General features: G+C 61.4%; 24 protein-coding genes. 18 read left to right on the top strand and 6 right to left on the bottom strand.

Annotated elements, in window-relative coordinates; all coding sequences use genetic code 11:
* Window positions 1–14: 14 nt before the first annotated feature.
* From AC04SH_RS26635 to AC04SH_RS26625, 3 genes are all read left to right on the top strand, one after another.
* The gene (locus tag AC04SH_RS26635) at window positions 15–410 is read left to right on the top strand and encodes an Hpt domain-containing protein (RefSeq protein ID WP_477337801.1); all 396 of its coding nucleotides are present in this window, start codon (window positions 15–17) and stop codon (window positions 408–410) included.
* Entirely contained in the window at window positions 379–1938 is a 1560-nt protein-coding gene (locus AC04SH_RS26630) for a response regulator (protein WP_477337799.1), read from the top strand. Before AC04SH_RS26635 ends, AC04SH_RS26630 begins: the two co-directional genes overlap by 32 nt.
* A gap of 146 nt (window positions 1939–2084) precedes the next feature.
* Window positions 2085–3110, top strand: a complete 1026-nt coding sequence (locus AC04SH_RS26625; RefSeq protein ID WP_488577213.1) for a hydroxyacid dehydrogenase — start codon at window positions 2085–2087, stop codon at window positions 3108–3110.
* A gap of 104 nt (window positions 3111–3214) precedes the next feature.
* Here the strand turns inward: AC04SH_RS26625 and AC04SH_RS26620 are convergent, their stop codons facing one another.
* The 3 genes from AC04SH_RS26620 to AC04SH_RS26610 all read right to left on the bottom strand — a co-directional run bounded on the left by AC04SH_RS26620 (window position 3215) and on the right by AC04SH_RS26610 (window position 5870).
* Entirely contained in the window at window positions 3215–4273 is a 1059-nt protein-coding gene (locus AC04SH_RS26620) for an alpha-hydroxy acid oxidase (RefSeq protein WP_488577212.1), read from the bottom strand.
* A gap of 704 nt (window positions 4274–4977) precedes the next feature.
* Window positions 4978–5247 (bottom strand): hypothetical protein, encoded by a 270-nt coding sequence (locus AC04SH_RS26615; protein ID WP_488577211.1) that lies wholly within the window; start codon window positions 5245–5247, stop codon window positions 4978–4980.
* Between the two features lie 380 nt (window positions 5248–5627).
* On the bottom strand, window positions 5628–5870 hold the full coding sequence (locus tag AC04SH_RS26610; protein WP_488577210.1) for a hypothetical protein: 243 nt from the start codon (window positions 5868–5870) through the stop codon (window positions 5628–5630).
* Window positions 5871–6135: 265 nt separating this feature from the next.
* Between AC04SH_RS26610 and AC04SH_RS26605 the strand changes: the two genes are divergently transcribed.
* The 14 genes from AC04SH_RS26605 (at window position 6136) to AC04SH_RS26540 (ending at window position 18205) form a co-directional block, all read left to right on the top strand.
* The gene (locus AC04SH_RS26605) at window positions 6136–7044 is read left to right on the top strand and encodes a LysR family transcriptional regulator (RefSeq protein WP_488577209.1); all 909 of its coding nucleotides are present in this window, start codon (window positions 6136–6138) and stop codon (window positions 7042–7044) included.
* A 394-nt stretch (window positions 7045–7438) separates the two neighbouring features.
* Window positions 7439–8143 (top strand): hypothetical protein, encoded by a 705-nt coding sequence (locus AC04SH_RS26600; protein WP_488577208.1) that lies wholly within the window; start codon window positions 7439–7441, stop codon window positions 8141–8143.
* 104 nt (window positions 8144–8247) lie between these two features.
* Window positions 8248–8457, top strand: a complete 210-nt coding sequence (locus AC04SH_RS26595) for a transcriptional regulator domain-containing protein (RefSeq protein WP_488577207.1) — start codon at window positions 8248–8250, stop codon at window positions 8455–8457.
* A 40-nt stretch (window positions 8458–8497) separates the two neighbouring features.
* Window positions 8498–8998, top strand: a complete 501-nt coding sequence (locus AC04SH_RS26590) for a DUF2285 domain-containing protein (RefSeq protein WP_488577206.1) — start codon at window positions 8498–8500, stop codon at window positions 8996–8998.
* A 504-nt stretch (window positions 8999–9502) separates the two neighbouring features.
* Window positions 9503–9829 carry a DUF736 domain-containing protein gene (locus AC04SH_RS26585; protein ID WP_135906813.1) on the top strand — a complete coding sequence of 109 codons (327 nt, stop codon included), beginning with the start codon at window positions 9503–9505 and terminating at the stop codon, window positions 9827–9829.
* 301 nt (window positions 9830–10130) lie between these two features.
* Complete coding sequence (locus AC04SH_RS26580) at window positions 10131–10412, top strand: helix-turn-helix transcriptional regulator (RefSeq protein ID WP_027042654.1); 282 nt, start codon at window positions 10131–10133, stop codon at window positions 10410–10412.
* A gap of 18 nt (window positions 10413–10430) precedes the next feature.
* Window positions 10431–11486 carry a replication initiator protein A gene (locus AC04SH_RS26575; RefSeq protein WP_488577205.1) on the top strand — a complete coding sequence of 352 codons (1056 nt, stop codon included), beginning with the start codon at window positions 10431–10433 and terminating at the stop codon, window positions 11484–11486.
* Entirely contained in the window at window positions 11483–11974 is a 492-nt protein-coding gene (locus AC04SH_RS26570) for a DUF2840 domain-containing protein (protein WP_488577262.1), read from the top strand. Before AC04SH_RS26575 ends, AC04SH_RS26570 begins: the two co-directional genes overlap by 4 nt.
* A complete protein-coding gene (locus AC04SH_RS26565) occupies window positions 11971–12516 on the top strand; it encodes a S26 family signal peptidase (RefSeq protein ID WP_488577204.1) in 546 nt (181 codons plus the stop codon). Before AC04SH_RS26570 ends, AC04SH_RS26565 begins: the two co-directional genes overlap by 4 nt.
* A gap of 36 nt (window positions 12517–12552) precedes the next feature.
* The gene (locus tag AC04SH_RS26560; protein ID WP_488577203.1) at window positions 12553–12882 is read left to right on the top strand and encodes a DUF736 domain-containing protein; all 330 of its coding nucleotides are present in this window, start codon (window positions 12553–12555) and stop codon (window positions 12880–12882) included.
* A complete protein-coding gene (locus AC04SH_RS26555) occupies window positions 12879–13751 on the top strand; it encodes a lytic transglycosylase domain-containing protein (protein WP_488577202.1) in 873 nt (290 codons plus the stop codon). Before AC04SH_RS26560 ends, AC04SH_RS26555 begins: the two co-directional genes overlap by 4 nt.
* A gap of 146 nt (window positions 13752–13897) precedes the next feature.
* Window positions 13898–15637 carry a relaxase/mobilization nuclease domain-containing protein gene (locus AC04SH_RS26550; RefSeq protein ID WP_488577201.1) on the top strand — a complete coding sequence of 580 codons (1740 nt, stop codon included), beginning with the start codon at window positions 13898–13900 and terminating at the stop codon, window positions 15635–15637.
* 142 nt (window positions 15638–15779) lie between these two features.
* Window positions 15780–17759, top strand: a complete 1980-nt coding sequence (locus AC04SH_RS26545) for a conjugal transfer protein TraG (RefSeq protein ID WP_488577200.1) — start codon at window positions 15780–15782, stop codon at window positions 17757–17759.
* Window positions 17760–17764: 5 nt separating this feature from the next.
* A complete protein-coding gene (locus tag AC04SH_RS26540; RefSeq protein ID WP_488577199.1) occupies window positions 17765–18205 on the top strand; it encodes a CopG family transcriptional regulator in 441 nt (146 codons plus the stop codon).
* A gap of 95 nt (window positions 18206–18300) precedes the next feature.
* Here the strand turns inward: AC04SH_RS26540 and ehuB are convergent, their stop codons facing one another.
* From ehuB to AC04SH_RS26525, 3 genes are all read right to left on the bottom strand, one after another.
* Entirely contained in the window at window positions 18301–19173 is an 873-nt protein-coding gene (gene ehuB, locus AC04SH_RS26535; protein WP_477345242.1) for an ectoine/hydroxyectoine ABC transporter substrate-binding protein EhuB, read from the bottom strand.
* Between the two features lie 588 nt (window positions 19174–19761).
* The gene (locus AC04SH_RS26530) at window positions 19762–21294 is read right to left on the bottom strand and encodes a Fic family protein (protein ID WP_488577198.1); all 1533 of its coding nucleotides are present in this window, start codon (window positions 21292–21294) and stop codon (window positions 19762–19764) included.
* Window positions 21295–21751: 457 nt separating this feature from the next.
* Window positions 21752–22219: an Lrp/AsnC family transcriptional regulator gene (locus AC04SH_RS26525; RefSeq protein WP_477345238.1), complete on the bottom strand. Its 468-nt coding sequence runs from the start codon at window positions 22217–22219 to the stop codon at window positions 21752–21754.
* Between the two features lie 126 nt (window positions 22220–22345).
* On the opposite strand from AC04SH_RS26525, the gene AC04SH_RS26520 reads away from it, so the two are divergent.
* A complete protein-coding gene (locus tag AC04SH_RS26520) occupies window positions 22346–24763 on the top strand; it encodes a transketolase (RefSeq protein WP_488577197.1) in 2418 nt (805 codons plus the stop codon).
* Window positions 24764–24844: the final 81 nt, after the last annotated feature.

Genomic DNA, 24844 nt, shown 5'->3' with positions numbered 1-24844 from the left:
ACAAAGGTCTGGTCATGGATGTTGTGCAGGACGCTCTAGACAAGCTCCTTGATCTCATAGGTGGGGATCAAGGCTCTCTTGCAGAACTCATTGAGAGTTTTCTGGAGGAATCCCCGTTGCTGGTCGAGCAGATGCGCCGGGCTGCGGAGTCCGGCGACCGTTCAGGCCTTGGCCGCGCTGCCCATACGCTGAAATCAAGCGCGCGGGACTTCGGCGCCAACCAACTTTCCGCGCTTTGCGCGGCAATGGAACAATCCTGCCGCGACAGTATGCCCGGCGGGGCCGCGACGGAAGTGGAACTCATCGCGGGCGCGTGTGACAGGGCCAGCCGAGATCTAAGCTCGCGCCTTGCCGATTTGAAACGAGGGGGACAACCGAATGAGCATAGAATCGGAGACACAACCACCTAATGCTCGCGCATCTCAGGGTGCGCGCGTGCTCATAGTAGATGACTCAGGCACTGTGCGCCTGAAACTCAGCAAAGCCATTCAAACGCTTGGCCATGAAACAACAGCTGTCGCAAGCGGCAAGCTGGCGCTCGAACAGGTCACCCAGAACTCATTTGACCTGGTACTCCTTGATATAGTCATGCCCGAAATGGATGGGTTCGAGGTGCTCAAGGCGCTCAAGTCCTCGCGAGCCACTCGCGATCTGCCAGTGATCGTCATTTCGGCGCTCGATGAAGAAATGGGCAGCGTGATAAGCGCTATCGAGCTTGGCGCTGAAGACTTTCTGCCAAAGGACTTTGAGCCCGCTCTACTGAAGGCTCGTGTGGACACCTGCATCGAGAAAAAAAGACTCCGCGACGTTGAGACGGAATATCTGCGGCAGGTCACCAAGCTGACCAGGGCGGCCGCCACCTTGGAAACCGGGCGGTTCAATCCTTCGAAACTTGGCATCCGCGATGTGGCAAGCCGTACAGATGGTCTCGGCAAGCTTGCCACCGTGTTCGCGGCAATGGCCCAGAAGGTCTACGAGCGAGAGCGAAAGATGCGGCAGAATATTCGCACGTTTCGTGGGGCTCTATTGCTGCTTGCATGTGGTGGGCTATGGGGCGTCGTCGTGCCACTTTCCAAGATGGCTTCGCTCGTTGAGGCTCATCCGATAGGATTGGCAATCCTCATTGACATTATAGGAGCTGTGTTCTGCATCGGGATCAGTTTGAAGCGACGGACAATGCCGAGCCTCAAGGATCTCACATGGGCGGATCGGAAGTTCATCCTGCGTTTTGCGTTCATTAGCTCGGTGATCAACCAGGTCTTGGTGTATTGGGTGGCAAGCAAGCTTCCAGCTTCGATCGTCTCCATTGTCATCGTGCTTGAGGGATTTGCCGTCTTCTTGTTCGCCGCTTTGATGCGGACCGAAGCTCCGAATTTGAAGCGCTTTTTAGGTCTTGGATTGGGTCTCGTCGGCATCTTCATTATCCTCCTCTACGGAGAGCCCGGAGAAATGGCCACCAGTTGGGTGTGGCTTGTCATTGCTCTTGTAATTCCCGTCACTTACGCGGCCGAGGATGTCTATCTCTCAGAGTCCAAGCCCGCCAACATCGATAACGTCGCCCTGTTCGGGTTGTCGCTCGTCGTCTCGGTTTTGATGCTGATCCCACTTGCCGCTTTTTATCAGGACTTCGTGCCATTTGATCTGTTGACTGGTCGCCTTGGAGTCATCGTCTTGCTGATGGCTGCCGCTGGCAATTTGGCGATGCTGCTTTTCATTCAGTTGATCGCCAGCACCGGTGCTGTCTTCGCAAGCCAGAACGCCTATGCGGGAACAGCAGCCGGCATAGGCTGGAGTATGCTGTTACTTGGAGAGGCGATACCAGTTGTGACCTGGGCCTCGCTGGCCCTGGTCATCGTCGGTCTCCTGATGGTCGAGCCAAAGCAGGAGGCTGAGGAAGAACCCCCGCCCCTTGACGACTCGCTGGAGGCCGCGGCTTGATCTGCTGCCGTCACCCACGGAATGAGAGATCGGCTACCAACCACTGACGCGCCCGACATCAAGGCGACGAGGCGCCCCCTTTCGAAGCGGATTGAAAGCAAAGCCGTTTCACCATGGGCAATTCGAAACCTTTTGAGGAGATCGCCATGAGCGCTCAAGTCTTGCCCAGCGTTCTCGCATTTGAACGCTACGACCCGACTGACGCCTCGCTGGACTGGCTGCGCGAGCGTGGGGTCAACGTCATTTTCGGCAATGCGCTCTGGGAAATGCCGTTCAAGCGCTTCACCGAGGATGAGCTGATTGCCAAGGCACATGGCTGTGTCGCCTTGATGGGGGCAAGCGGCACCCGCATCACCAGGCGCGTGATGAAGGCGCTTCCGGATCTGCGCTACATCTCAAAATATGGCATTGGCGTCGACAGCATCGACATCGACGCCGCCACCGAGCACGGCATTCTGGTTTCGAGTACGCCGAACGATTTTCAGATCTTCACGGTCAGCGAGCACGCGGTCGCCCTGATGCTGGCGGTTGCCAAACAACTTGGCACGTGGACGCCCGAATTCATGCGGCGTGGCGGGTGGCGCGGCCTGACACATGGCGCGACGCTGCGCGGCGCCACCGTCGGCATCCTCGGCCTCGGTCGCATCGGCCGTGGCGTGGCGCAACGGCTGTCGGGCTGGGAGACCCGCATCCTTGCCTACGATCCCTTCCTGGAGGAAGCGCCTCCAGGCATCGAACTCGTCGACTTCTTCACGCTGGTGGAGCAATCCGACTTCCTGACGCTGCACGCAACGCCGAGCCCGGATAACCATCACATCCTAAGCGCCGCCGCGTTCGCGAAGATGAAACCGTCAGCCATCGTCGTCAACACCGGGCGCGGATCGCTGATCGACTACACAGCCCTGCGCGCAGCGCTGGCCAATGGCCAAATCGCGGGTGCGGCGCTCGACGTGTTCGATCAGGAGCCGCCGAAGACCGACGATCCGCTGTTTTCGCTACCCAACGTCTTGTGCACCCCGCATGTCGCGGCCTGGACGGCAGAAGGAACTCAGGCTATCGGCTGGCATGCGGCCAAGAACCTATGGGCCATGATGAGCGGCGAAGGACAAGCCGATATCGTCAACCCGCAAGCCAGGCAGCACAGAAGTGCGGTCTTGCTTGGCGGCGCGTGATTCGAGGAGGCTTCGTGAGTGCCCCAAGCCCTTCTGCCTCGATTGTGGGACCAACAAGGCAATCAATGTGGTTCCTGAACTTTGCCGACGAGGAGGTCCGGGCTTCACCAGATTACCGACCGGTCGATTTCGCCGATGCGCGCCCGGCCGGTTAGCGCCATAGCCATCTCGAAGTCACGGCGAAGCAAGTTGACACAATGGGCTACGCCCGCGGCACCACCCGTTGCGAGGGCGTAGATATATGGGCGGCCAATCATGACTGCGCTTGCCCCCAGGGCGATCGCCTTCAAGACGTCGGTGCCACGCCTAACGCCGCCGTCGAGGATGATGGGAATCCGGCCGGCCACCCGCTCCGCGATGGCGGGGAGGGCGTCGATGGTCGCCGGCAGGGTGTCGAGGTTACGCGAACCATGGTTCGAGACGACGATGGCATCGGCACGGGTTCCGATGGCTTGCTCGGCATCGTCAGGATCAAGAATGCCCTTCAGGACAAGCGGCAGGGTTGTCAACGAACGCAGCCAGGCAATATCCTCCCAGGTCGGCATGGCCCGCTGCTGCGCTGTGCCAACTTTGAGGACGCCGGTGTTCCGGTCCTTGAAGTATGGCGTTTGAAGGCTGTCGGGAATTTTGAAACCTGCGCGGAATTGCCTGCGGCGATCGCCTGGCGTCGGCAGGTCGACCGTTACGCTGATGGCCTTTGCGCCCAGTGCCGCCATCCGCGATACGAGTTCGCCATTGAAAGCGCGGTCGCTTTGCCAATAAAGCAGGAACCAGACAGGAGACTGGCTCACCGCCACGCAATCCTCGATCGCCGCCGTCGCCGTAGTACCCATAGTGAACACTGCTTCCGCCACTCCGGCGCCGCGCGCCGTGGCCACCTCGCCTTCCGGATGCGCCAGTCGCTGATATGCTATTGGGGCCAGAATGATAGGATGCGGCAGCCTTTGCCCGAAGAGTGTGATCCAGGTATCAAGTCTTGTCACATCGCGCAGCACGCGCGGCCTTAACCTGACGCGGTCGAACGCGGCTTCATTGTCACGCTTGGTGATTTCTTCACCAGCACCGGCGGCAATGAACTCGTAAACGGCGTGCGGCAATAGCTCCCGGGCCGCTGGTTCAAGATCCGCCAGGCAGAGAAATCGGGTTTCGATGTCAAGCGGCATGGACCAGTCCGATCAGTATTTCAGAAAAAGTCGGCTATTTGACAGGGAACATTCGTGCAAATCGCCGCTGGCCGCAAGGCGGCGCCGCCGCGCGCAAGGCAGCGAGTTCCGATCAACGCAGATTCCGGGACATCGTGCATATTTGTTGGGCCCTGTTTCTCCTCTCCATAAGACATCGGAATCGCCAAAGGTGCCCGCCAGCGCGACGTGAAATCAGGACTGTTTCGTCAATTTCGCGGCCAACCGCGACTTAGCGGTGCTTCCCGCTCATTCCCGCTGGTCGGGCACTGCTTTACAGACAGTTCGGATTACGACGCAGATCTGGACTCTAGCAGGTGACGCGGGAAGTTCTGCTTCAGCGCCAATGTCTCCCGAAACCGGACTGTCCCCTCCCGGCCCAATTGACGTCATTCCGGATTCGGGCGAAGCCGCTTAGCGCTGGCGCACAGACCTATCATCTTTATTGGTCAGGCAATCATGCGCGTTGTGCCCACATCACGATCCGCTCTCGGTCGGCACGATCGCAGTAAAGGAGCGCCGCAGTACCGGCAAGCTTTCCTGCATCTGCTACCGAAGGAGTTAACCTCGGCGCGGGCTTCTTCGTTACGGCCAGAAGCGGCAGGGGACGCGGCCAAAAATAGGCGAACAAAGAGAAACTTCGAAAACGTTCTGAACTGCTCCAATGAACCGCCTCGGTGTGCGCTCTAGACAGAAGAGACCCTGCCCATGGTCATCCAATCCCATTGGTCGTGGTCAGGATTGATCTCCATGGCGTGTTGGATCAATTCGACTGCCCTTTCATGCCGCCGAGTGAGTTCAAGATTCCCGCCTGATAGTGGATCGCGCGATTGTGACCAGGAAACTTTCTTCGCCAAGTCTTCCACGACCCGCGCCGCGACCTCGACGACCTCGCCCGTGAGGTGTTGGCCCTCGGCGGCGACATAACCCAGGTGAATGCCAATGCCAAGGCGCACGCGCTCTGCCTCGGGAACTTCGAGGTTCCGCCTATCGACCTCGAACTGGATATCGCGCGCACACCGCAACGCCCTTTTCGGTGAATATTCTGGGCGACAAGAGGCCTCTGATCGGCGCGATCCTAGCGTCGGAACTCAGCGGCGTGCCACACTAGAGGTGCTGGTCGCCCTGTTTGAATTCCTTTCTCACGTAGAGCCCCAACTTCTGCTGATTTTCGAAGACCTGCACTGGGCAGACAGCCTCGTTGTAAGCGGTTCAAGACATCATCGGCGCAACGTCCTGCGTCACCGGGACTTTCTTTTGGGCCTCCGCCGTCTGCGACAGGGCAAGCACGGCGAACAGCCCTGACATAACGAATTTCTTGACTGGCTCTGTGGCCTCATGGCTTGAAACCAGACTCGTCCAGCACGGCGACCTGTTTGCCTTCGATATAGAAGCGGATCGCGTGCGTTTCGTTGTCGATGTCTATGCGCGTCGGTTGCGCGGCCAGCCCCGCCGGGACGGTCCTGGCGTATTTCGAAGGAAAATCCCCAGCCGGTGCGTAATGGAAGAGTAACGCGAATGCGATGCATCCGGCGGTAAATACAAAGAAGGTAAGTCTGGAATAGATGGTCGACGTCATCTGGTCGTTCCTTCAGGTTGAAGTTGCATCTACGGTTCGATTGCTCCAGGACTTCCGATCATGGTATCGGCGCTGGCGTGGTCTAGCAGGCAATTGTTTGATCAGTATTTGAAGATCGCAAAAAGATCTTATCGAAGTTGGTTGTGAGCCAAGTCACCGAGATCGGAGCGTTGCGAATTAATTATCCCGCTGACCCGCTGCTGTCTTGTGCTATGTTCTGTTCAGCCTGCTGCAAAAATTGCAGCGGTGATGCCAGAGGCCGCCGATGCGCTACCTGAACTCCGCTCACTATATCAATGTGGTGGCCAAGACCGGTTCGATCCGCGCCGCCGCGGAATTGCTCGCCATAACCTCGACGGCGCTCAACCGGCGTATATTGGCGATGGAGGCCGAACTGGGCGTTGCGATTTTCGAGCGACTGCCTCACGGCGTGCGATTGTCCAGCGCCGGCGAACTTCTAGTGCAGCACATGCGCAACCAGTTATCCGATATGGAGCACGTGAAATCGCAGATTGCAGACCTTGCTGGCGCCCGGCGCGGCCATGTGGCGATCGCCTGCAGCCAGGCGCTATTGCCCTACCATCTGCCGATGCAGATCTCACTCTACCGCAAGGAACATCCGAATGTGACCTTCGGAGTGCACCTGCGCGACCGGGAGGAGGCCGAGCGCGCCTTGGTCGATCACACGGCCGACATCGCCATCGTCTACGAGCCAACCCGGCTGGCTGCTTTCATGACGCTGATGCGGGTGCACCAGCCGGTGCATGCGGTTATGCGGCCCGATCATCCGCTGACTTCTCACGAGACCGTGCGGTTGCGCGCTTGCCTCGACTATCCAATCGCGCTTCCTACATCAAGTTACGGCGTGCGCTACCTGCTCGACATCGGGGCGCAATCGTCATCGCTGCAGCTGGAGCCGGTGATTCAGTCGGACAGCTTCGAATTCCTGCGCAACCACGCCATCTCAGAGGATATCATCACTTTCCATTTCCCAATTGGCCTGTCCCACCAGACGATGACTGGTGACATGATCTCCCGGCCGCTCGACCCGCGCGACGTGCCCGCTGGCATGCTCTATGTCGGCCAACTCAAGGGCCGCACCCTACCGGTGGCCGCTGCCCGTTTCGCCGACCAGCTTTCCGCCTCCCTGGCGCAGCAGTATGACGTGTCGTGATGGCACCTGCCACTCAGCTTGATGCACTTGGATAAGGGTGTCGGGGTTGCTGTCAAGCGTTGCTGGTGTATGCGCACCCGTCAGGTGCGCAGCGACACTGTCCGGGCCTTTGTCGGGCCACGACCTACCTAGGCCCGCGAAGCGCCGGCTGTGCACCATGAAGCTGGTCGGCGTCTTGATGGCGCGATCACGAAGAGCGTATTGTCGCCTTGACGCGGGCGCATGTATTGCTGGCGGAGGCGTGCGATCTGTCTGCAATCGAAGTCGAGCGCGCATTGCTTGATGCGCTGACGTCGCGGTTCCCTACCGATATCCCTGTCTCGAACTTGCGGTCGAAGAGGGTGCGCACACCCTTTTCGACCTGACCAACGCCAAGCTGTGTGGATCTCGGATCATGGCTGATTCCGACAATACCACGACTTTGCCTCCCGTCACGCTTGGACGGCAGACGCAATCTCCATTGACCAAAGAACATCCTAAGCCTTCGGCCGACCCTGCAGTCGAAGACCCGCCGTTGGCCGATCCAGCACTTGTCCTGTCCCTTGCCTGGATTGGCGCGCACGTTGCAATGCTAGCCTCTTCTCTCAGGCAGCAGCAGGCGGAGGAGGGGTTCTTGGAGCGCTGCTCGCTATTGCCTACCGGCGAAGTGATTAGGCGCGGGGAGGGGGCTTGCGCCGACCGCGACTGTCCTGATTTCCTGAAGGAAGAGCAGGATCACGCTGAAAAGGCCGACGCCTTGCTCGCTGAGATTGCCGCGACGCCAGCTCAATCCTTGGCGGGCGTGGTCGCCAAGCTCGCGGTCATCCTTCGGGAGGCGACTGACAACACCGACCTTTGCGAATTTCCGCTCCCGCACATCCGCTCGGCCTTGGCCGATCTGCGGCGCCTCACGCATGAAGCGATAAGCGATCAGCTTCCCGGCTGGCCCGCAGGCAATCAGTCGGTCGGCTCGCTGTTCGAGCAGCCTGCATCATCTTTCGCCGCCTGGCGCGCCTTAGTGCTTGGAGCCAGGGTGATGATGACGCCTATTGCGCCTGGACAAACACGTTCAAGGCCCTGCAAGGGGCTAGCCAGTAGGCATCGCAAAATCTCGACTTGATCGCTCAGAGAGATCTCTCCTCGTCCATTCGTCAATGACGGAATCCAAGGATTTCGCTCAACGCCGCGTCCCCTTATCAAATCCTTGAGAAGGGAAGGATGCGGATGAAGCCGGATACATCGCAGTGGCGTGACCCACAGGCATATGCATTCGTCAAAGGGGCCGCCGCTAATGCGATTGCCTGGGAGTTCCTGCGACGCAATCCCCAGTATCAGCAGGACTTCGCGGCCTCCCGTTCGGCCAAGACGATGCGCGAATTGCACAAGCGCTGGGGTTTACAGTTTCGCCGCCAGGCCCGACCAATCCGCAGTTGAGCAGCCCGTCTATTGGGCTCCTCAGATCGACCCTGGGGTCGTGAACCTTGTCGCGGTTCCGCCGGAACTGCGAGCCCCGGAGGGTAACGCGTTCGACGTCCCAGTGGCCGTGGGCCAGCGTGACGAAGTCGGCCTTCACGAGCGATCTTTGCCGGGCGGCCTGCAACTGGCACTTCTAGGCGACGCGAAGCCGGGCGAACCGCTTGCCGCCATCATCCCGCTCGACGACATGGCGCACGACCGGCTCCAAGCCATCGAGCAGTTCATCCGCTCGATCTATAGACAGCACCGTCCCGACGCCCGCTTGACCGCGGCCCAGCGCCGGCGCCTAGGCCACATGCTGCGATGCCTGGATGGCCGAGACCAGCAGGCATCTCATTTTGAAGTCGCAACCGCGTTGTTCGGTCGGCGGCTGGTCAGCGCCGCCGACTGGCACGACTCGGCTTTTCGCTACCAGACGCATCGCCTCCTGCGCGACGGCCTGAAGATGGTCGAGCGCGGCTATCGCCAATTGCTGCGCGCGCGGAGGCGTCATCTCTGACGAGTGCCACCGGTCGCGTTGTCCACTTACTTGCGCTGTCTCACGAAGCGTGCTGGGGTACCCTAGCAGCGGACGGTCTGATGTCGGCCTCAACCAGGACCTTCGGAGTGTGGGGTCGTGAGCTTGGAACCGGATGGGCAGGGGCTTTGATGCGGGTCAAGCCATTGTAAGCTGACATCTTGGCGAACCAGTCCGCATTGGCTCTGAGCCCACCGATGCCGCCATTGCCTCCCTCCTTCATTTCACAGAGCGCACCAACGACCTCTCGAACGGGTTGATCTGGCCGAAGGACGGCTGAAGCCTCGACCGCCTATGCCGCAATGGCGCGTCGCTCGTTTCTTCCCCTGGGCGTAGCCCATTCCTCGCGAAACCAAGAAACGCGGGCCTGCGCCATCCTCCGCTTTGCTGCGGTCGCAAGCGATGCGGCGGCGGTCGCCTTGGGCCTCACGAAGCCATCGAGGTCGCATGGTGCGGGCTCGGAAACGAAGAAAACGGAGACTGAAAATGGCTACCATCGGCACTTTCAAGAAGACCAATGCGAACGAGTTCACCGGCGAGATCGTCACCCTCAGCGTCCAGGCCAAGGGCGTGCGCATTATCCCCGACACCCGGGCCAGCGGCGAGAACGCTCCAAGCCACCGCGTTGTGGTCGGCAAGGCCGAGATCGGCGCCGCCTGGTCCAAGCGCTCCAATGAGGGCCGCGACTATCTCGGGCTCAAGCTCGACGATCCGAGCTTCACCGCTCCGATCTACGCCAACCTCTTCGCCGACGAGGAAGGCGAGGGCCATAGCCTCATCTGGTCCCGCCCCAACCGCCGCAACGGCGAGTGAAGCAGCAAACGCCTCGCCCGGTACCGGGCGAGGCGTCTTCTGCCGGTGGCGGCGGAAGCTTTCCGCGCCATACGCTGGATTGCCGGCCTTCCTGTCATCAGATGCATTGCTTGATGCGCAATGGCGTGAAGATCGTCGAGCGCGGGTATCGTAATTGCTGCGCGCGCCGGCGCCACTCCCTGAAGGCCTCTTGGCGGTGCGAAATAGCGGCCCGCAATTGCGCACCTGATCATCGTCCCCACGCTCCTCCATCCTGGCCATGGATCGCCGTTCAATCGCGACGGCCGTAAGGAGACATCCCATGAATGCCGACGCCGCGCCATTGCCGCCGCGCTACCTGCGCACTTCGGAAGCTGCGCATTTCCTCAGTCTTTCGGCGCGTACGCTGGAAAAACACCGCACCTACGGCACCGGGCCTGCCTACCGCAAACTCGGCGGCCGCGTCGTCTACGCCGTCGACGACCTCCAGGCCTGGGTCCAGCGCGGCGCCATGACGTCGACATCCGATCCGCATGGCTCGGTGCTGCCCGCCAAGCCTCAAGCCGCCCGCCTGATCGCCTATGCCGGGCGCGAGAGGCGCTGACCCGGCTGATCTCCCCCTATGCCTGGATGCAAACAGCAACCGTCGGAACGCGGACAGCTTGATCTGTTCCACGCGCTGCCCGGTGTTGTCGCGCCACGCGATGCGCAGGACCTCATGGCCTATCCCTTCTTCTCCCTGGCCAAATCCAGGCGCATCGCGCCGATCGACTTTCGCGCTGGCGATGTGGCGATCCGTGTCGAAGCGATGCCCGACCACGGCATGGCGACGATCTGGGATGCCGATATCCTGATCTGGGCCGCGAGCCATCTCGTCAACGCGCGGGATGCTGGATTGCGCACGTCGCGCCTGATGGCTGCGACGCCATACGAAATGCTGACCTTCGTCGGCCGCGGTGTCTCGAAGCGAGACTACCTGCGCCTCAAGGCGGCGCTCGATCGCCTGCAGTCGACAAGCGTCGTCACCTCCATCCGCCAACCCGCCGAGGGCCGGCGCCATCGCTTCTCATGGATCAATGAATGGCAGGAGCGCTTCGATCGGAACGGCCGCCCGCTTGGCGTCGAATTGATTTTGCCGGATTGGTTCTATCGCGCCGTTATGGACGATGCACTCATCCTGACGATTGATCGTGCCTATTTCGGGCTGACCGGCGGGCTGGACCGGTGGCTCTACCGGGTGGTGCGTAAGCATGGCGGACGCCAGCGCGCTGGCTGGCGCTTCGACATCCGGCATCTGCATCAGAAGTCCGGCAGCCTCTCGCCGCTCAAGCGCTTCGCCTTCGAACTGCGTGACATCGTGCGCCGCCAACCTTTGCCGGGATATCTGCTGTTCACGGAAGTCGAAGCCAGCGGCCGTGTGCTGCTGGCCTTCGAACCGACGCCCGCGCCGGTTGACAGGATCGTGCCATCGGGAACCCGCACCATCGTGCCATCGGGAACCGCATCCTCGTGCTTTCGGGAACGGCGATCGGCCTTAAGGGACGGGCCCGCAACGGAAAATCGCGCTCTTAACTTAGAGTCTAACTCTCAATCTAACAGTCTTGCGCGCAAGCCGCGGACTGGCGGTGGCGAGCAGGAGCGTCGGTGCGCTGGCCGGCGCGCGGGAGACGACACATGACGTCGTCTACCCGATCAACGCCGCGCGGTAACCTCACGACGGTCGAGCTGATCTGGATCGAGAAGCGGATTGAACATCGCATGCGCTTCGGACGTCCTGCCGATCAGACGATCATCGACAAGCGGCGCCGCGTCGTCGGATTTGCGCCAGGCAGTGTTTTTGCGTTCGTGCGATGGGCGGCGAATGACTTTGGCACTGTCGTTTCGCGCATCGACATCGTGCGCGCGGTCTTGCCCGCTGAACCTTATCAGACGCTGCCCTACATCCGACCAGGCGGCGAGATCCTGCTCAAGATCGCAGGCTGGGACAAGGTTGAGCGCGTTCTCCAACGGATCGATGCAATCGAGGCGATCGGTCTCGATCCGGCCGAAGCCACACCGGACTATTGGCGTCAGACCCACAACCGTCTCATTGCCGGCGGGACGCCACGTGCCTATTCGCTCGAGCAGCACCGGGCCTTTCTGTTGCGCAAGCGGGTGACCTCATGAGCCGCGCCGCCTGCATAGCCGCAGCGCTTGCGGCCGTCGTCGCGACGGTCGCTCCGGCTGTCGTGGAGATGCCGCCGCTGCTGCTGTGGAATGCATCGGCCAGCGCGCCGCTTGGGCTGTATGCGATCAGGAAAATGGCCGTACCAACGGCCGGCGCGCTCGCTGTCATCGCACCGCCAGACAAGGTCGCCCAGTTCGCTGCCAAGCGTGGCTACCTGCCGCTCGGCGTGCCGATGCTGAAACACATCGAGGGCCTTCCCGGGAGCCAAGTCTGCCGCCTCAGTCGCGTCATCACGGTGAACGGGCTCGCGTTGGGTGCTGCACTGGAGCGCGACCGCAAGGGACGTGCCCTGCCTGACTGGCAGGGCTGCCGCGTCATCGCCGCCGCCGAAATCTTCGTCATGAATCGGAAGGTCGGGGACAGTCTCGACGGCCGCTATTTCGGCCCGTTCCCGGCGAGCTCGATCGTCGGAGCCGCGCTGCCGCTTTGGACCGACGAGAGGGGTGATGGCCACTACACCTGGCTCGCTCCGGCGAACTGAAATTCAGCCCAGCCAACAAGAGGAAAGAGATTATCCATGGCCGAGATCGGCGTCTTCCACAAAACTGAATCTGGTTATTCCGGACGCATTCGAACGCTGCTCGTGGATGCCGAGCTGGTGCTCGTACCGACCAAAATATCTGACGGCAAGGCGCCTGATTTTCGTATCCACATCGGCGACGGCAGCGGCCCCGAGGTCGGCGCGGCCTGGAAGGAAACCGGACAGACGGCTGGAGACTATCTGTCGTGTCGATTGGAGGATCCATTGTTTGGTCGGCGCTTCCGCGCCAGTCTCTTCCTAGCCGACAACGGCTCCTGGTCGCTGCGCTGGATTCGGCCGAAAGCGCGGCCGGAGCGTACTCGATGAGTGGGCCATCGGCGCCGAACTTTGCGCACGAATGCCGGCCCCTCAGTTGGTTGCCTGTTTGGCGTAAAGCACTTTTGCTTATCGGCGGCATGCTGATCTTCTGTCACGCAATGACGGGCGCCTTCGCACAATCCACGCCGGCCCCGCGCAAATCCGCGGACGATCCTTATGCCGCGCCTATTGCCGAGGCGTCACATCGCTTCCGCATTCCTCAGCGCTGGATACGGGCAGTCATGCACCTCGAAAGCGCCCGCGACCCGCGCGCCGTGTCGCGAAAGGGGGCTTTGGGCTTGATGCAGATCATGCCTGGAACCTGGGCCGAGCTGCGCCTTCGCCACCAGCTCGGCCGCGATCCCTATGATCCACACGACAACATCCTTGCCGGCACCGCCTATCTTCGCGAGCTGTATGATCGATACGGTTCACCGGGCTTTCTGGCCGCCTACAATGCGGGGCCAGGGCGTTACGAAGCCTCCTTGAAGGGCCGTCCGCTGCCGGCTGAGACCCGGGCCTATGTTGCGACGCTTCGCCCTTTCTGGGGCGGTGGTGATGCATCCGGCGCGCTCACCGCCGGTCATGCCAGGGCCGTCAGTTGGAAGGTTGCGCCGCTGTTCATCGTGCCGTCCGCGTTCATGGCCGCTTCCGGTGTTCCGTCCGAGGAAGCCCCCTCCGGCGAGGTTTCGTCGCCACCGTTGGTGCGCAGACTTTTCGCGGCCGGTTCGCAGCGCGCCAGCTGTTCACTGGGTCCGACGTCCGGACACCGCAGCGATGACGAAGTCGCCGTCAGGTCGCGCCCTGGCGTCTGTTTTGACGTCGCAGCCAATGAGGCGCGGAGAGCACAGGGCAACAACCGAGGGATGGCAAGATAAAAGGGCGCACATTGCGCGGCGGTCGGTTGGTTGTATTTGCTGGGCTTCTAGCCACTTTCCGCACATTGCAGCGAACAGGCGCAATGTGCTGAAAGCATGCAAATCGTTGTATTTGTTATGTTTATGGCAGTGTGAGGGCGCGTGCCGTGTCCGATGAGGGCGAGTTCCGCGTCCGTCCAGGTCGCATTCGGTCAACACGATCCCAATCGTCGCGGCCCTTCATCGCCCAGGTGCTCGCGGCCGCCCAGAAGGCTGGCGGCGGCGTGTCGCGGGCCGGAGGGATCGGCTCAGGCAAGCGCTCCCAATTTGGACGCGGCAGGGCAGCGAGCGTCCAGGCCAACCGTTTGCTTACCGGCCGCTCCCGCATCGCCATGATCAAGACCCGCGTGGTTCGTCATTCGAAGCGTGGCGCGCCGTTGGCGCTCCACCTCAACTATCTGCGGCGCGAGGGCGTCACACGGGACGACGCGAAAGCCCGCATGTTCGGACCGGAAGTCGACGAAGCGTCGGCCACGGATTTCGTCGCGCGCTGCGAGGACGACCGGCATCATTTCCGCTTCATCGTCTCGCCCGAGGATGCCGTCGAAATGGCCGACCTGAAATCCTTTACCCGTGATCTCATGGGTCGCATGCAGAAGGATCTCGGCACCGCGCTCGACTGGATCGCGGTCGATCATTGGAACACCGACAATCCGCATGTCCACATCATCCTGCGTGGCCGGGCCGACGACGGCCATGATCTGGTGATCTCACGCGACTACATCAGCCGTGGCATGCGCGATCGCGCCAGTGACCTGGTCACGCGGGAGCTCGGCCCCCGGTCCGATCTCGAAATCCGCCGGCATGTCGAGCGTCAGGTCGAGGCCGAGCGGTGGACCGGGCTCGACCGCCAGTTGCTCCGGGACGCACGCGACAACCGTGTCATCGATCTCGCGCCGCATGCCGATCGCCAGCCTGATGAATTCATCGTGCTCAAGGTGGGGCGGCTGCGCAGACTGGAAACTTTCGGCCTTGCCGAGCAGCTCGGTCCTGGCCAATGGGTTGTCAGCGACAGGGCAGAGGCAACGCTGCGTGCGATGGGTGAGCGCGGCGATATAATCAAACGCATGCATCGCGCACTCTCGGTCCGCGCTATCGAACGCGCGAGCGCCAGCTATGTGCTGGCCGCGGAGACCATCGAGGAGCCGGTTATCGGCCGCCTGATCGAGCGCGGGCTGGATGACGAACTCAAGAGCACCGCCTATGCGGTCATCGATGGCGTCGACGGCCGTTGCCATCACGTCCGGTTCGCCGATCTCGAGGCGGCCGGCGACGGCGCGCCAGGCTCGATCGTTGAGCTGCGCAGATTTGAGGACGCTCAGGGGCGCCGACGGGTGGCGCTTGCCGTGCGCTCCGATCTCGATATCGAACGTCAAGTCGATGCGGACGGAGCGACCTGGCTCGACCGGCAGGCGCTCGCCCGTCCCGCGGCGGCTCTCTCCGATGGCGGCTTCGGCGCCGCGGTTCGCCAGGCGCTCGATCGGCGCGCCGAACACCTGGTCGGACTGGGGCTGGCTGAGCGGCAGCCGGGCGGAACAGTCTTTGCACGCAACTTGATCGGCACTCTGCGACAACGGGAACTCGACGCGCTGGGAAGCAGGCTGGCAGCCCAAAGTGGCCGGTCGTTCAACCGCGCCGGCAGCGGCGACTCCGTGTCGGGCACCTACAACCAGCGCTTTGCGCTTGCATCCGGCCGTTTCGCGATGATCGATGACGGCCTCGGCTTCCAGCTCGTGCCCTGGACGCCTTCTTTGGAGCGCCATCTCGGCAATCACGTGTCCGGTGTTGTCCGCGCTGATGGCGGCGCCGATTGGAGTTTCGGCCGCAAGCCCGGTCTCGGCCTGTGACGGCGCTCTCACTTGGCGCCCGGGATCTTGGGCTGCCGATCCCCTGTCTTCCTTGCCGACAGCGCGACGCGACGCGATCGGGCTGAGCCGGCTGTTGAAATTCGCATCAACCTTGCTGACCTCTCGGCACAAGGAGGACCCAATGTCGGGAACCAAAGTCCTTTGGGGGCAGATCGTCATTGTATTCCTGATCGTGCTCTTCACGATCTGGGGATCGACGCAATGGTCGGCGTGGCAGCTGGGTTATCAGGAGCAACTGGGGGCGCCGTGGTTCGTCATCGGCGGCATGCCGGTCTATTATCCGCCTGCCATCTTCTGGTGGTGGTATTTCTATGATGCCTACGCGCCTGGCATCTTTGCGCGCGGCGGCGTGATTGCCGCCTCGGGCGGCTTCATAGCGATCGCCGTGGCGATCGGCATGTCGCTCTGGCGTGCCCGCGAGGCGACGAAGGTCGTGACTTACGGTTCCGCCCGCTGGGCCGATAGGAGCGAGGTGCAGGCAGCAGGGCTGCTCGCCCCGGACGGTGTTGTGCTGGGGCGGTATGGGCCGCACTATCTACGCCATGACGGGCCCGAGCATGTGCTTTGCTTTGCCCCGACGCGTTCGGGCAAGGGTGTCGGCCTTGTCGTCCCCTCGCTGCTGACCTGGCCTGGCTCAGCAATCGTCCATGACATCAAGGGCGAGAACTGGAGCCTCACCGCCGGCTTCCGCGCCCGCCACGGCCGGGTGCTGCTGTTTGATCCGACCAATGCAAAATCGGACGCTTACAACCCTTTGCTCGAGGTTCGCCGTGGTGAATGGGAAGTGCGCGACGTGCAAAACATCGCCGACATTCTTGTCGACCCGGAAGGCTCGCTTGAGCGGCGCAACCATTGGGAAAAGACGAGCCACGCGCTTCTCGTCGGAGCGATCCTTCATGTGCTCTATGCCGGACCGGACAAGACCCTGGCCGGCGTCGCGGCATTCCTCTCCGATCCCAAGCGGCCGATCGAATCGACCTTGGCAGCGATGATGACAACGGCGCATCTGGGGCAGGACGGGCCGCACCCAGTCATCGCCAGCGCGGCCCGCGAGTTGTTGAACAAGTCCGACAACGAACGCTCCGGCGTGCTCTCGACCGCGATGTCCTTCCTTGGGCTCTATCGCGATCCGGTTGTGGCCGAGGTGACCCGCGCCTGTGGCTGGCGCATCGCCGACCTGGTCGCCGACCCTCGTCCGGCGACGCTCTATCTCGTTGTTCCACCCTCCGACATCAGTCGCACCAAGCCGCTGATCCGTCTCATCCTCAACCAGATCGGGCGCCGCCTGACCGAGGATTTGCAGGCGAGGGCGGATCGCCATCGATTGCTTCTGATGCTGGACGAGTTCCCGGCGCTCGGACGGCTCGACTTCTTCGAATCCGCGCTCGCTTTCATGGCCGGCTATGGGCTGAAAAGCTTCCTGATCGCGCAGTCTCTCAATCAGATCGAGAAGGCCTACGGGCCGAACAATTCTATTCTGGACAACTGCCATGTGCGCGTCAGCTTCGCGACCAATGACGAGCGCACCGCCAGACGCGTCTCCGACGCCCTTGGTACGGCAACCGAGCTGAAGGCGATGAAGAACTATGCCGGTCACCGGCTCTCGCCATGGCTCGGTCATCTCATGGTTTCGCGCTCGGAGACGGCGCGGCCATTGCTGACGCCCGGCGAGATCATGCAATTGCCGGCTGGTGACGAGATCGTCATGCTGGCGGGCACGCCGCCGATCCGGGCGAAAAAGGCGCGCTATTTTGAAGACCCGCGGTTGCGAGAGCGCATTCTGCCGCCACCCGCTCCTAGGGCGAGAGCCGAGCCGGAGCCTGACGATTGGACCGTGCTTCCGTTGCCGCTTCCGCCAGCGGGGTTGGCTGCGGCGCCCGTCGTGGTGAAAACCCAGCAGGAATCGACGGACTCCGAATTGCGGCGGCAACCCGAACTCGATCCTTCGGCTGCGCCGGAGCCGCCGCTCGTCAATGAATTCGAGATCGACGCGCGTGACGAGACGGATGATCTCGCTGCAAGCAGCAGTCGGGTGGCTGGCCTCGTGCGGGGCGTGGCGCGTCAGATCGCGCTCGATCCGGACGATGGCATGGAGCTGTGACGACTGTGCCGGCGACAAAGAAAAAGGTGCAGATCTCCGTCTATCTTGATCCTGCGGTGATGGCGGCGCTGCTCGAATATGCTGCCCGGCGCGATCGCTCGCAGTCGCTCATCGCTGAAGCGGCGATCGCCTCTTTTCTCTCTCCGGATGCCGACGTCCAACGCGAGGCGGCGATCTCCAGGCGTCTCGACCGGATCGACCGCCGGGTCGCGCGGCTGGAGCGCGATGTCGGCATCTCGATTGAAACGCTGGCGGTGTTCATTCGCTTCTGGCTCGCGACCACGCCTGCCTTGCCCGAACCGATGGCCCAGGCGGCGCGCGCCAAGGCAGGTGAGCGCTACGAGGCATTCGTCTCTGCTCTTGGCAGGCGCCTGGCAAAGGGACCAACCTTGCGGCAGGAAATCCCCGAAGACGTTGCGCCGTCCAGCGACGCGGAACGGCAATGATCTGAATGGCATGTCGCCGGACAGAGGCGCCGCCCGAGCGCGCGCGGCGCCACCCCGCCCTGTTGATGCCAGACGGCTTCTGTTTCTGACGCCGGTCAGTTGGCGGTTCCGCACAATTGCGACGTCGTCAATCCTGGCGGCACGTTTTCCGTGGGACCAAATCCGTACTTCGCCATGATGGTGGCGATCGTGCCGTTCGACATGACTTTCGCCAGACCCTGATTGTAGAGGTCGCGCAGATCGCCATCGTCTTTTCGGAACGCGATCGCGATGTAGCTGATCGACTTCGCGTCCGTCGTGAACGGGCTGGCGCGCTCCAGATCGGGGCTCCTGTTGCCGGCCAGCAGCCCGATCACCGTCGGGGACGAGAACACCGCGGCGTCTGTGCGGCCGGCGCGCAGTGCCGCGATGTTGGTCTCGATATCCGGGAACTGCAGGATGCGGTCCTCCGGCACGCCCTCGGTGATGGCGTTCTTGATGACATTGCTGCCGCGGCCGCCGCCCATGATCGCGTCGGATTTCTTGGCAAGATCCGCATAGCTGTGGATCGCCTTGGGGTTGCCGGCGAGCACGATCGCCGCGTCGTCCGACCTCAGATCGGGAGCGCCGAACGCGACCTGCTGGCATCGCTCCGGCGTTATCGACAGACCGGATGCGACGGCATCGAAGCGCCCGGCCATCAGGCCCGGGATCAAGGCGCCGAACTCGGTGACCTCGAAGTCGACCTGTTTGAGGCCGAGATCGGCGAAGGCAGCTCTGAGGAGATCCGGATGCCAGCCCAGCAACTCGCCGGTTCCCTCCTTCTTGTAGCCCCATGGCGAGCGATTATGGATGCCGATGACGATGCGTCCTTCCTTCAAGACGCGTTCTTTTGTGGTCTCCGCCGCGGCCGGCAACAGAGATCCAACAAGCGCGGCATAGGCGATGCAGGCCAGGCCAATGGCGGCCGATCGGGTTTGAGATTTCATCGGTGCAGTCCTCCCGTGAGATTGAGTTGTTGCGCGCAGGCATTCCGCCTCAGCCGCGCGACGCTACGTTTGAAGATGGCAGTGCGTCAATATAGATGTACAAAATGTATACGAAATATTGCGATTGCAGCAGGTGAGAGCCTCTTCGTTCGTGCCGACGAGGGGAATACGTTTGCTTCGGGAGTTGCGATTGGGTTGATGGTGGAATTCGCGGGCCTTGATCTACGCGGCCTCGTGCGTATTTCCTCCAAGGTCGCCGTAGCCAACCCTGGAGGCGACGAAACGCCATCCGAAGGGCTCCCGCGCAATTGTGACAAGGCAGCCTCGCTCTTCGGCGCTTGTCAACAAGGTGCTGGCCAACAAGAAACTGCTGCCGACATCGGAGCACAGTCTCTACAGCCTGCGCCACACTTTGGAGGATCGGCTGACGGCAGTTAAGGCGCCTGAGGAAGCAATCGCTCCCTTGATGGGCCGCAAATGTATGCGGCCGAAATACGCGCCGCACCATCCTTGGCGCAGAAGCGCCTGTGTGGCTTCAAGAGTATCAGACTGATGGGAACGTAGGGTTTATCATCTTCTTGTTTGTCATCAGCCAGCTTGCTCTGAGGACCATTTGACCCGTTTCGCCAGGAATTCGGCGAAAGGCTTTACATTCATCCCAACGCTAGCCTGTTCAAGCCCAGCGAGGTATGCCTTCCGGTCCTCCACTCTCACCACTGTCCAAGGATAGCCCCCTGATGCCAGCATGGCATTCATCAGAAAGCGAGCCACGCGTCCGTTTCCGTCAGGATAAGGGTGAACATAGCCGAGAAGCCAGTGCCCCAGAACAGCGCGAACTGCCGGGTCTGCTTCGGCTTCTAGTAGATCGAACAGCGCATCCATGCCGTCGAGTACCGCCTCCATACGCGGCGGTACGTGGGATGACCCCTTGAGATACACAGGATGGTTTCGATAACCGGCAAGCGCGCTCGCTTTCAATATGCCTGCACTCACTGAGGGCGCGAAGAGCTCTCTATACCATTCCCGATGCGCATCCCTTGTCAGTTTACCCGCAGGTGCGCCATCGATAATCGCGGCAACGGCATCCTTGACCTTTTGGAACGCCTGATAGTAGCCGCGGGCGGCCAGCGCATCGCGGTTCTTACGATCTGCTTCATCGATCTCTGGATTCCAGCCGCCATCGCGCACGCGGTCGATCAGTTCTGGCGTAACGCTGTAGCCTTCAATCGACAACGAATGATAGGCATCGCTCTCATAAATATCTTCCACGAATTTCATATAGCTATCCTTGTCGGACGGCAGCCCGGGTGCTTTCGGGAAAATTTCGGCCACCGCATCGCGCTGTGATTCCCAGATGGCGTGGAGCCTTGTCACGATCGGCGGCGCGCCTGACGTGATGGCAGTAACACCGACCTGTCCAGCGAAAGGATCGGACTCTCGAATGTCATAGCGTGCAGCCTTGAACGCGGCGACGATCTCGTCAGAGAAGGCATCGCGCCCTATGCGCCGAAACGCGCCGGCAAGCCGCCCGGCGATAGCCGAATGGCCTCCATCGAGCAAAAGCCCTAGCACGCCTGAGACACTGCGTAATGAAGCCATAGCAACCTGGGCTTCGATTGGGTAACGCTGGAAGAATGCCTCGGGTACACGGACTAGGGCGGCATTGACGGGAAACAGGCGCAAGCCGTTCTTCTCCGTCAGGTTTTCAGGCATATCCTTGATTTTGAGGTCGTATAGCGATGTGCCAAATAGCAGGCCGATTTTATTGTTGCCCCCGTAAGGGCTGCTGATCACCACCTGCGGTGGTATCGCAGTAGCCTCTGCGTGCAGGAGCAATGATTGCTCGGGAGAAAGGTACCACGCCTTCCCGAAACGCTCGTTGCAATACATCGCGCAAAACTCCCAGAAGCTGGCATACCAAGGCGTTGTGTCTTGCTCCGGCGCTTGTGGTCCGGTGGACACCAACCACCCTTTGATCACCTCACGGAGGAATCCGTTTTGGAGTAGGCGCTCACGATGAATCCGGGTGATCTCTTGAGATTTGAAAATGCGGCGCCCTCCTGCCTGCCGGTCTTGCAGGATGGCGAGCGATTCCGCGAGTTTTTCGTGAGGCTTAGCCATGGCCGTGCCCTTGCAAGTTTCTTGTGCCGTTCAAGCACAAGTATATAGAGCTGTGTGATCGCAAGTCAATTATGGTGTGCAAAGACAAGTTTTTGATGATGAATCGTTACAAGTTTTTGACACGAAATAGCCAAGAAAAATCTTCAAAATCAATGCGATGTATGGAGAATCGCTGGCGGCGTCACCATGAAAAACCGGGTTTGTAGGAGGCAGCTAAAGCTTACGTTCCTGTTGGCAGAATGATGGCAACAGGAATTCGCGACATCGAGCTTACCCGCATCGGTTCACATTTGCCTTTCGGAACAAATGTCATATCGACGTGACAGGCCGCCCCATCCCGTAACAGTGAGGTCGCGATTGCCCTAAGGGACTTTCTGTCAAAGAACATGAGCTTGCTTTCGTCGAGGATAATGCGAGTGCCGTACCGACAACTGGCCGTCGCAAAATACCCGGTCGGTTAGATAGGTAACACTTCCGAGCGCTTGACCTGTCCCAGGGCGAAGCTGCTTTCGATCGAGGCAATGTTGTCCAGCCGCGTCAGCTTGTCCTTGATGAACCGCTCATAGGCCTCGAGGTCGCGCACCACGATGCGCATCAGGTAATCCCGCTGGCCGGTCATCAGATAGCAGTCGACCACCTCCGGCCAGCGCAGCACCGCCTGGGAGAAGCGGTCGAGATCATCCTCGCGCTGCCGTTCAAGCTTGATCGACGCAAACGCGCTGATCGGCAGGCCGAGCTTCTTCTGGTCGACGACCACGGTGTAACCCTTGATGACGCCGGCGCTCTCCAGGAGCCTGACGCGCCGGGCGCAAGGTGAAGGCGAAAGTCCGACGGCATCGGCGAGCTCGTTTGTCGTCGCCTTTGCGTTCTTCTGCAGCGCGGCGATGATTTTAAGGTCGATTGCATCGAGCGTCGGATTTGGCACGTTTCCCTCGTCTGGGCGTCACTATTGGCTGGATCAGCCAATATCATTGATAGCCTTGCTTAAGAATAGCCACTTTTGAGAGACCTTGGCCGCTATCGTTAGACCGCGATTTCACGGGAGCCGACGATGACGATCCTTTCCGAGCTTGAACGCAAGGTTCTGTGGCTGACTGTCTGGATGATCAATCATGCCAATCATGTTCGCGGGTCGGAGGACGGCCTCAAGGTCGGCGGCCATCAGGCGTCGTCCGCGTCCGCCTCGACCTTGATGACGGCGCTCTACTTCCAGATCCTCAGGCCTGAAGATCGTGTTGCCGTCAAGCCGCATGCCAGCCCTGTTTTCCATGCCATCCAGTATCTGTTCGGCAGGCAGACGCTTGAGCAGCTGCAGAATTTTCGCGGCTATCGCGGCGCGCAGTCCTACCCGTCTCGAACCAAGGATATCGACGATGTCGATTTCTCGACCGGGTCGGTCGGACTGGGCGTGGCGCAGACCCTGTTCTCCTCCCTGGTCCAGGATTATGTCAGGGCAAAAGGCTGGAATGCCGACCGGCCGGAAGGCCGGATGGTCGCCCTTCTCGGCGACGCTGAGATGGATGAAGGCAATATCTTCGAGGCTCTTCTCGAAGGCTGGAAGCACGGCCTGCGCAACACCTGGTGGGTCGTCGACTACAACAGGCAGAGCCTTGATGCGGTGGTGCGGGAAGGCCTGTGGCAGCGCTTCGAGTCCATCTTTCGCAATTTCGGCTGGGACGTGGTGATCCTGAAACATGGGACATTGCAACAGGCCGCCTTCGAGGAAGAGGGTGGCGAAAAGCTGCGGTCCTGGATCGATGCATGCCCCAATCAGCTCTATTCCGCGCTGACCTTCCAGGGCGGCGCTGCATGGCGCAGGCGCCTTCTGGACGACCTCGGTGATCAGGGACCAGTCACCCGCCTGATCGAGAAGCGCAGCGACCAAGACCTTGCCGCCCTGATGGCAAATCTCGGCGGCCATGATCTGGCGAGCATCATCGATGCCTTCGAGGAAGCGCGCGGGCATGATCGTCCGACCTGCTTCATCGCCTATACGATCAAAGGATTCGGCCTGCCGCTCGCCGGCCACAAAGACAACCATGCAGGATTGATGACGCCGGCGCAAGTCGACACGCTGCGGCAAGGCATGGGCGTCCGCGAGGGGCGTGAATGGGAGATGTTCGAGGGCCTTGCATATGATGAGGCCGCGATCCTGTCCTATCTGGCGTTGTCGCCTTTCGCGCAGCCAGCTACCCGTCGCCACAAATCCCTAGCCGTACCCGTGCCGGCACAGATCACCTGGGGCGCACAGGCCTCCATGTCGACACAGCAGGGTTTCGGCCTTCTGATGCACGAGATCGCCAAGTCGGACAGTGATTTTGCAAAGCGTGTCGTCACCACTTCTCCGGACGTTACTGTCTCGACGAATCTTGGCGCTTGGGTAAACAGGCGGGGTCTGTTCGCGCGCGGCGACCAGGCGGACATTTTTCGTGAAGAGCGCATTCCCTCTACCTTCAACTGGACGTTTTCGCCGTCGGGACAGCATTTCGAACTGGGCATCTCGGAGATGAACCTCTTCACGATGCTGTCTGCGCTGGGCTTGTCGCACTCGCTTCACGGCGAGCGCCTGCTTCCGGTGGGAACGCTCTACGACCCGTTTATCGAGCGTGGCCTCGATGCGCTCAACTATGCTTGCTATCAGGACGCTCGCTTTATCCTGGCGGCAACACCCTCCGGCGTGACGCTGGCGCCCGAGGGCGGAGCACATCAGTCGATCGCCACGCCGCTGATTGGCATGGCGCAGGACGGCCTGGCAACATTCGAGCCGGCCTATGTCGATGAGCTGGCAGTCATCCTGCGTTGGGCATTCGACTACATCCAGCGCTCCGGCGAGGCCGAGCCCGATGACCATAGCTGGCTGCGCGATCAGACTGGAGGTTCGGTCTACCTCAGGCTCTCGACGCGGCTGATCGAGCAGCCGACACGCCAGACCGGGGATCCGCTGGCGCGCGACATCGTCGATGGCGCCTACTGGTTGCGCAAACCCGGCCCGAATGCCGCTGTGGTGATCGCCTATTCGGGAGCTGTCGCGCCGGAGGCGGTCCAGGCATTGGGGCTGATGGCCGGTGACCGGCGCGATGTTGGGCTTCTTGCCGTGACCTCGGCCGATCGGCTGAACGCCGGCTGGTCGGCCGGGGCGCGGGCGCGCCAGTATGGCCATCCGCACGCCAGCAGTCATGTCGAGCGCCTGTTGGCCGGCCTCCCGGCCTCATGCGCCATCGTGACGGTGCTGGACGGGCATCCCGCCACGCTCGCCTGGCTGGGGTCGGTCCATGGCCACCGTACGCGCGCGCTCGGCGTCGAGCATTTCGGCCAGACCGGTACGATCGCGGATCTCTATCGGCATTATGGGATCGATGCGCAAGGTATCATGGCCGCCGTGCAATCGGTGTCGGCCGGCCGGCCGCTGAGGCACCTTGGCCCGCCTGACAATCCCCCAGCATCGCCTCACGGCCGGCTCGCTCGATAGGGGCCGTCAATACCGGAATTCCTTGAGGGCGGCTGCCAATGGTCGGCGCCATCTTCCCGCGTGGCTAAAAGCGCGGGGGAG

Source organism: Mesorhizobium sp. CNPSo 4688 (genome assembly GCF_057784295.1).
Note: the sequence above shows the minus strand (reverse complement) of the source record. Positions and strands in the feature narration are given on the sequence as shown.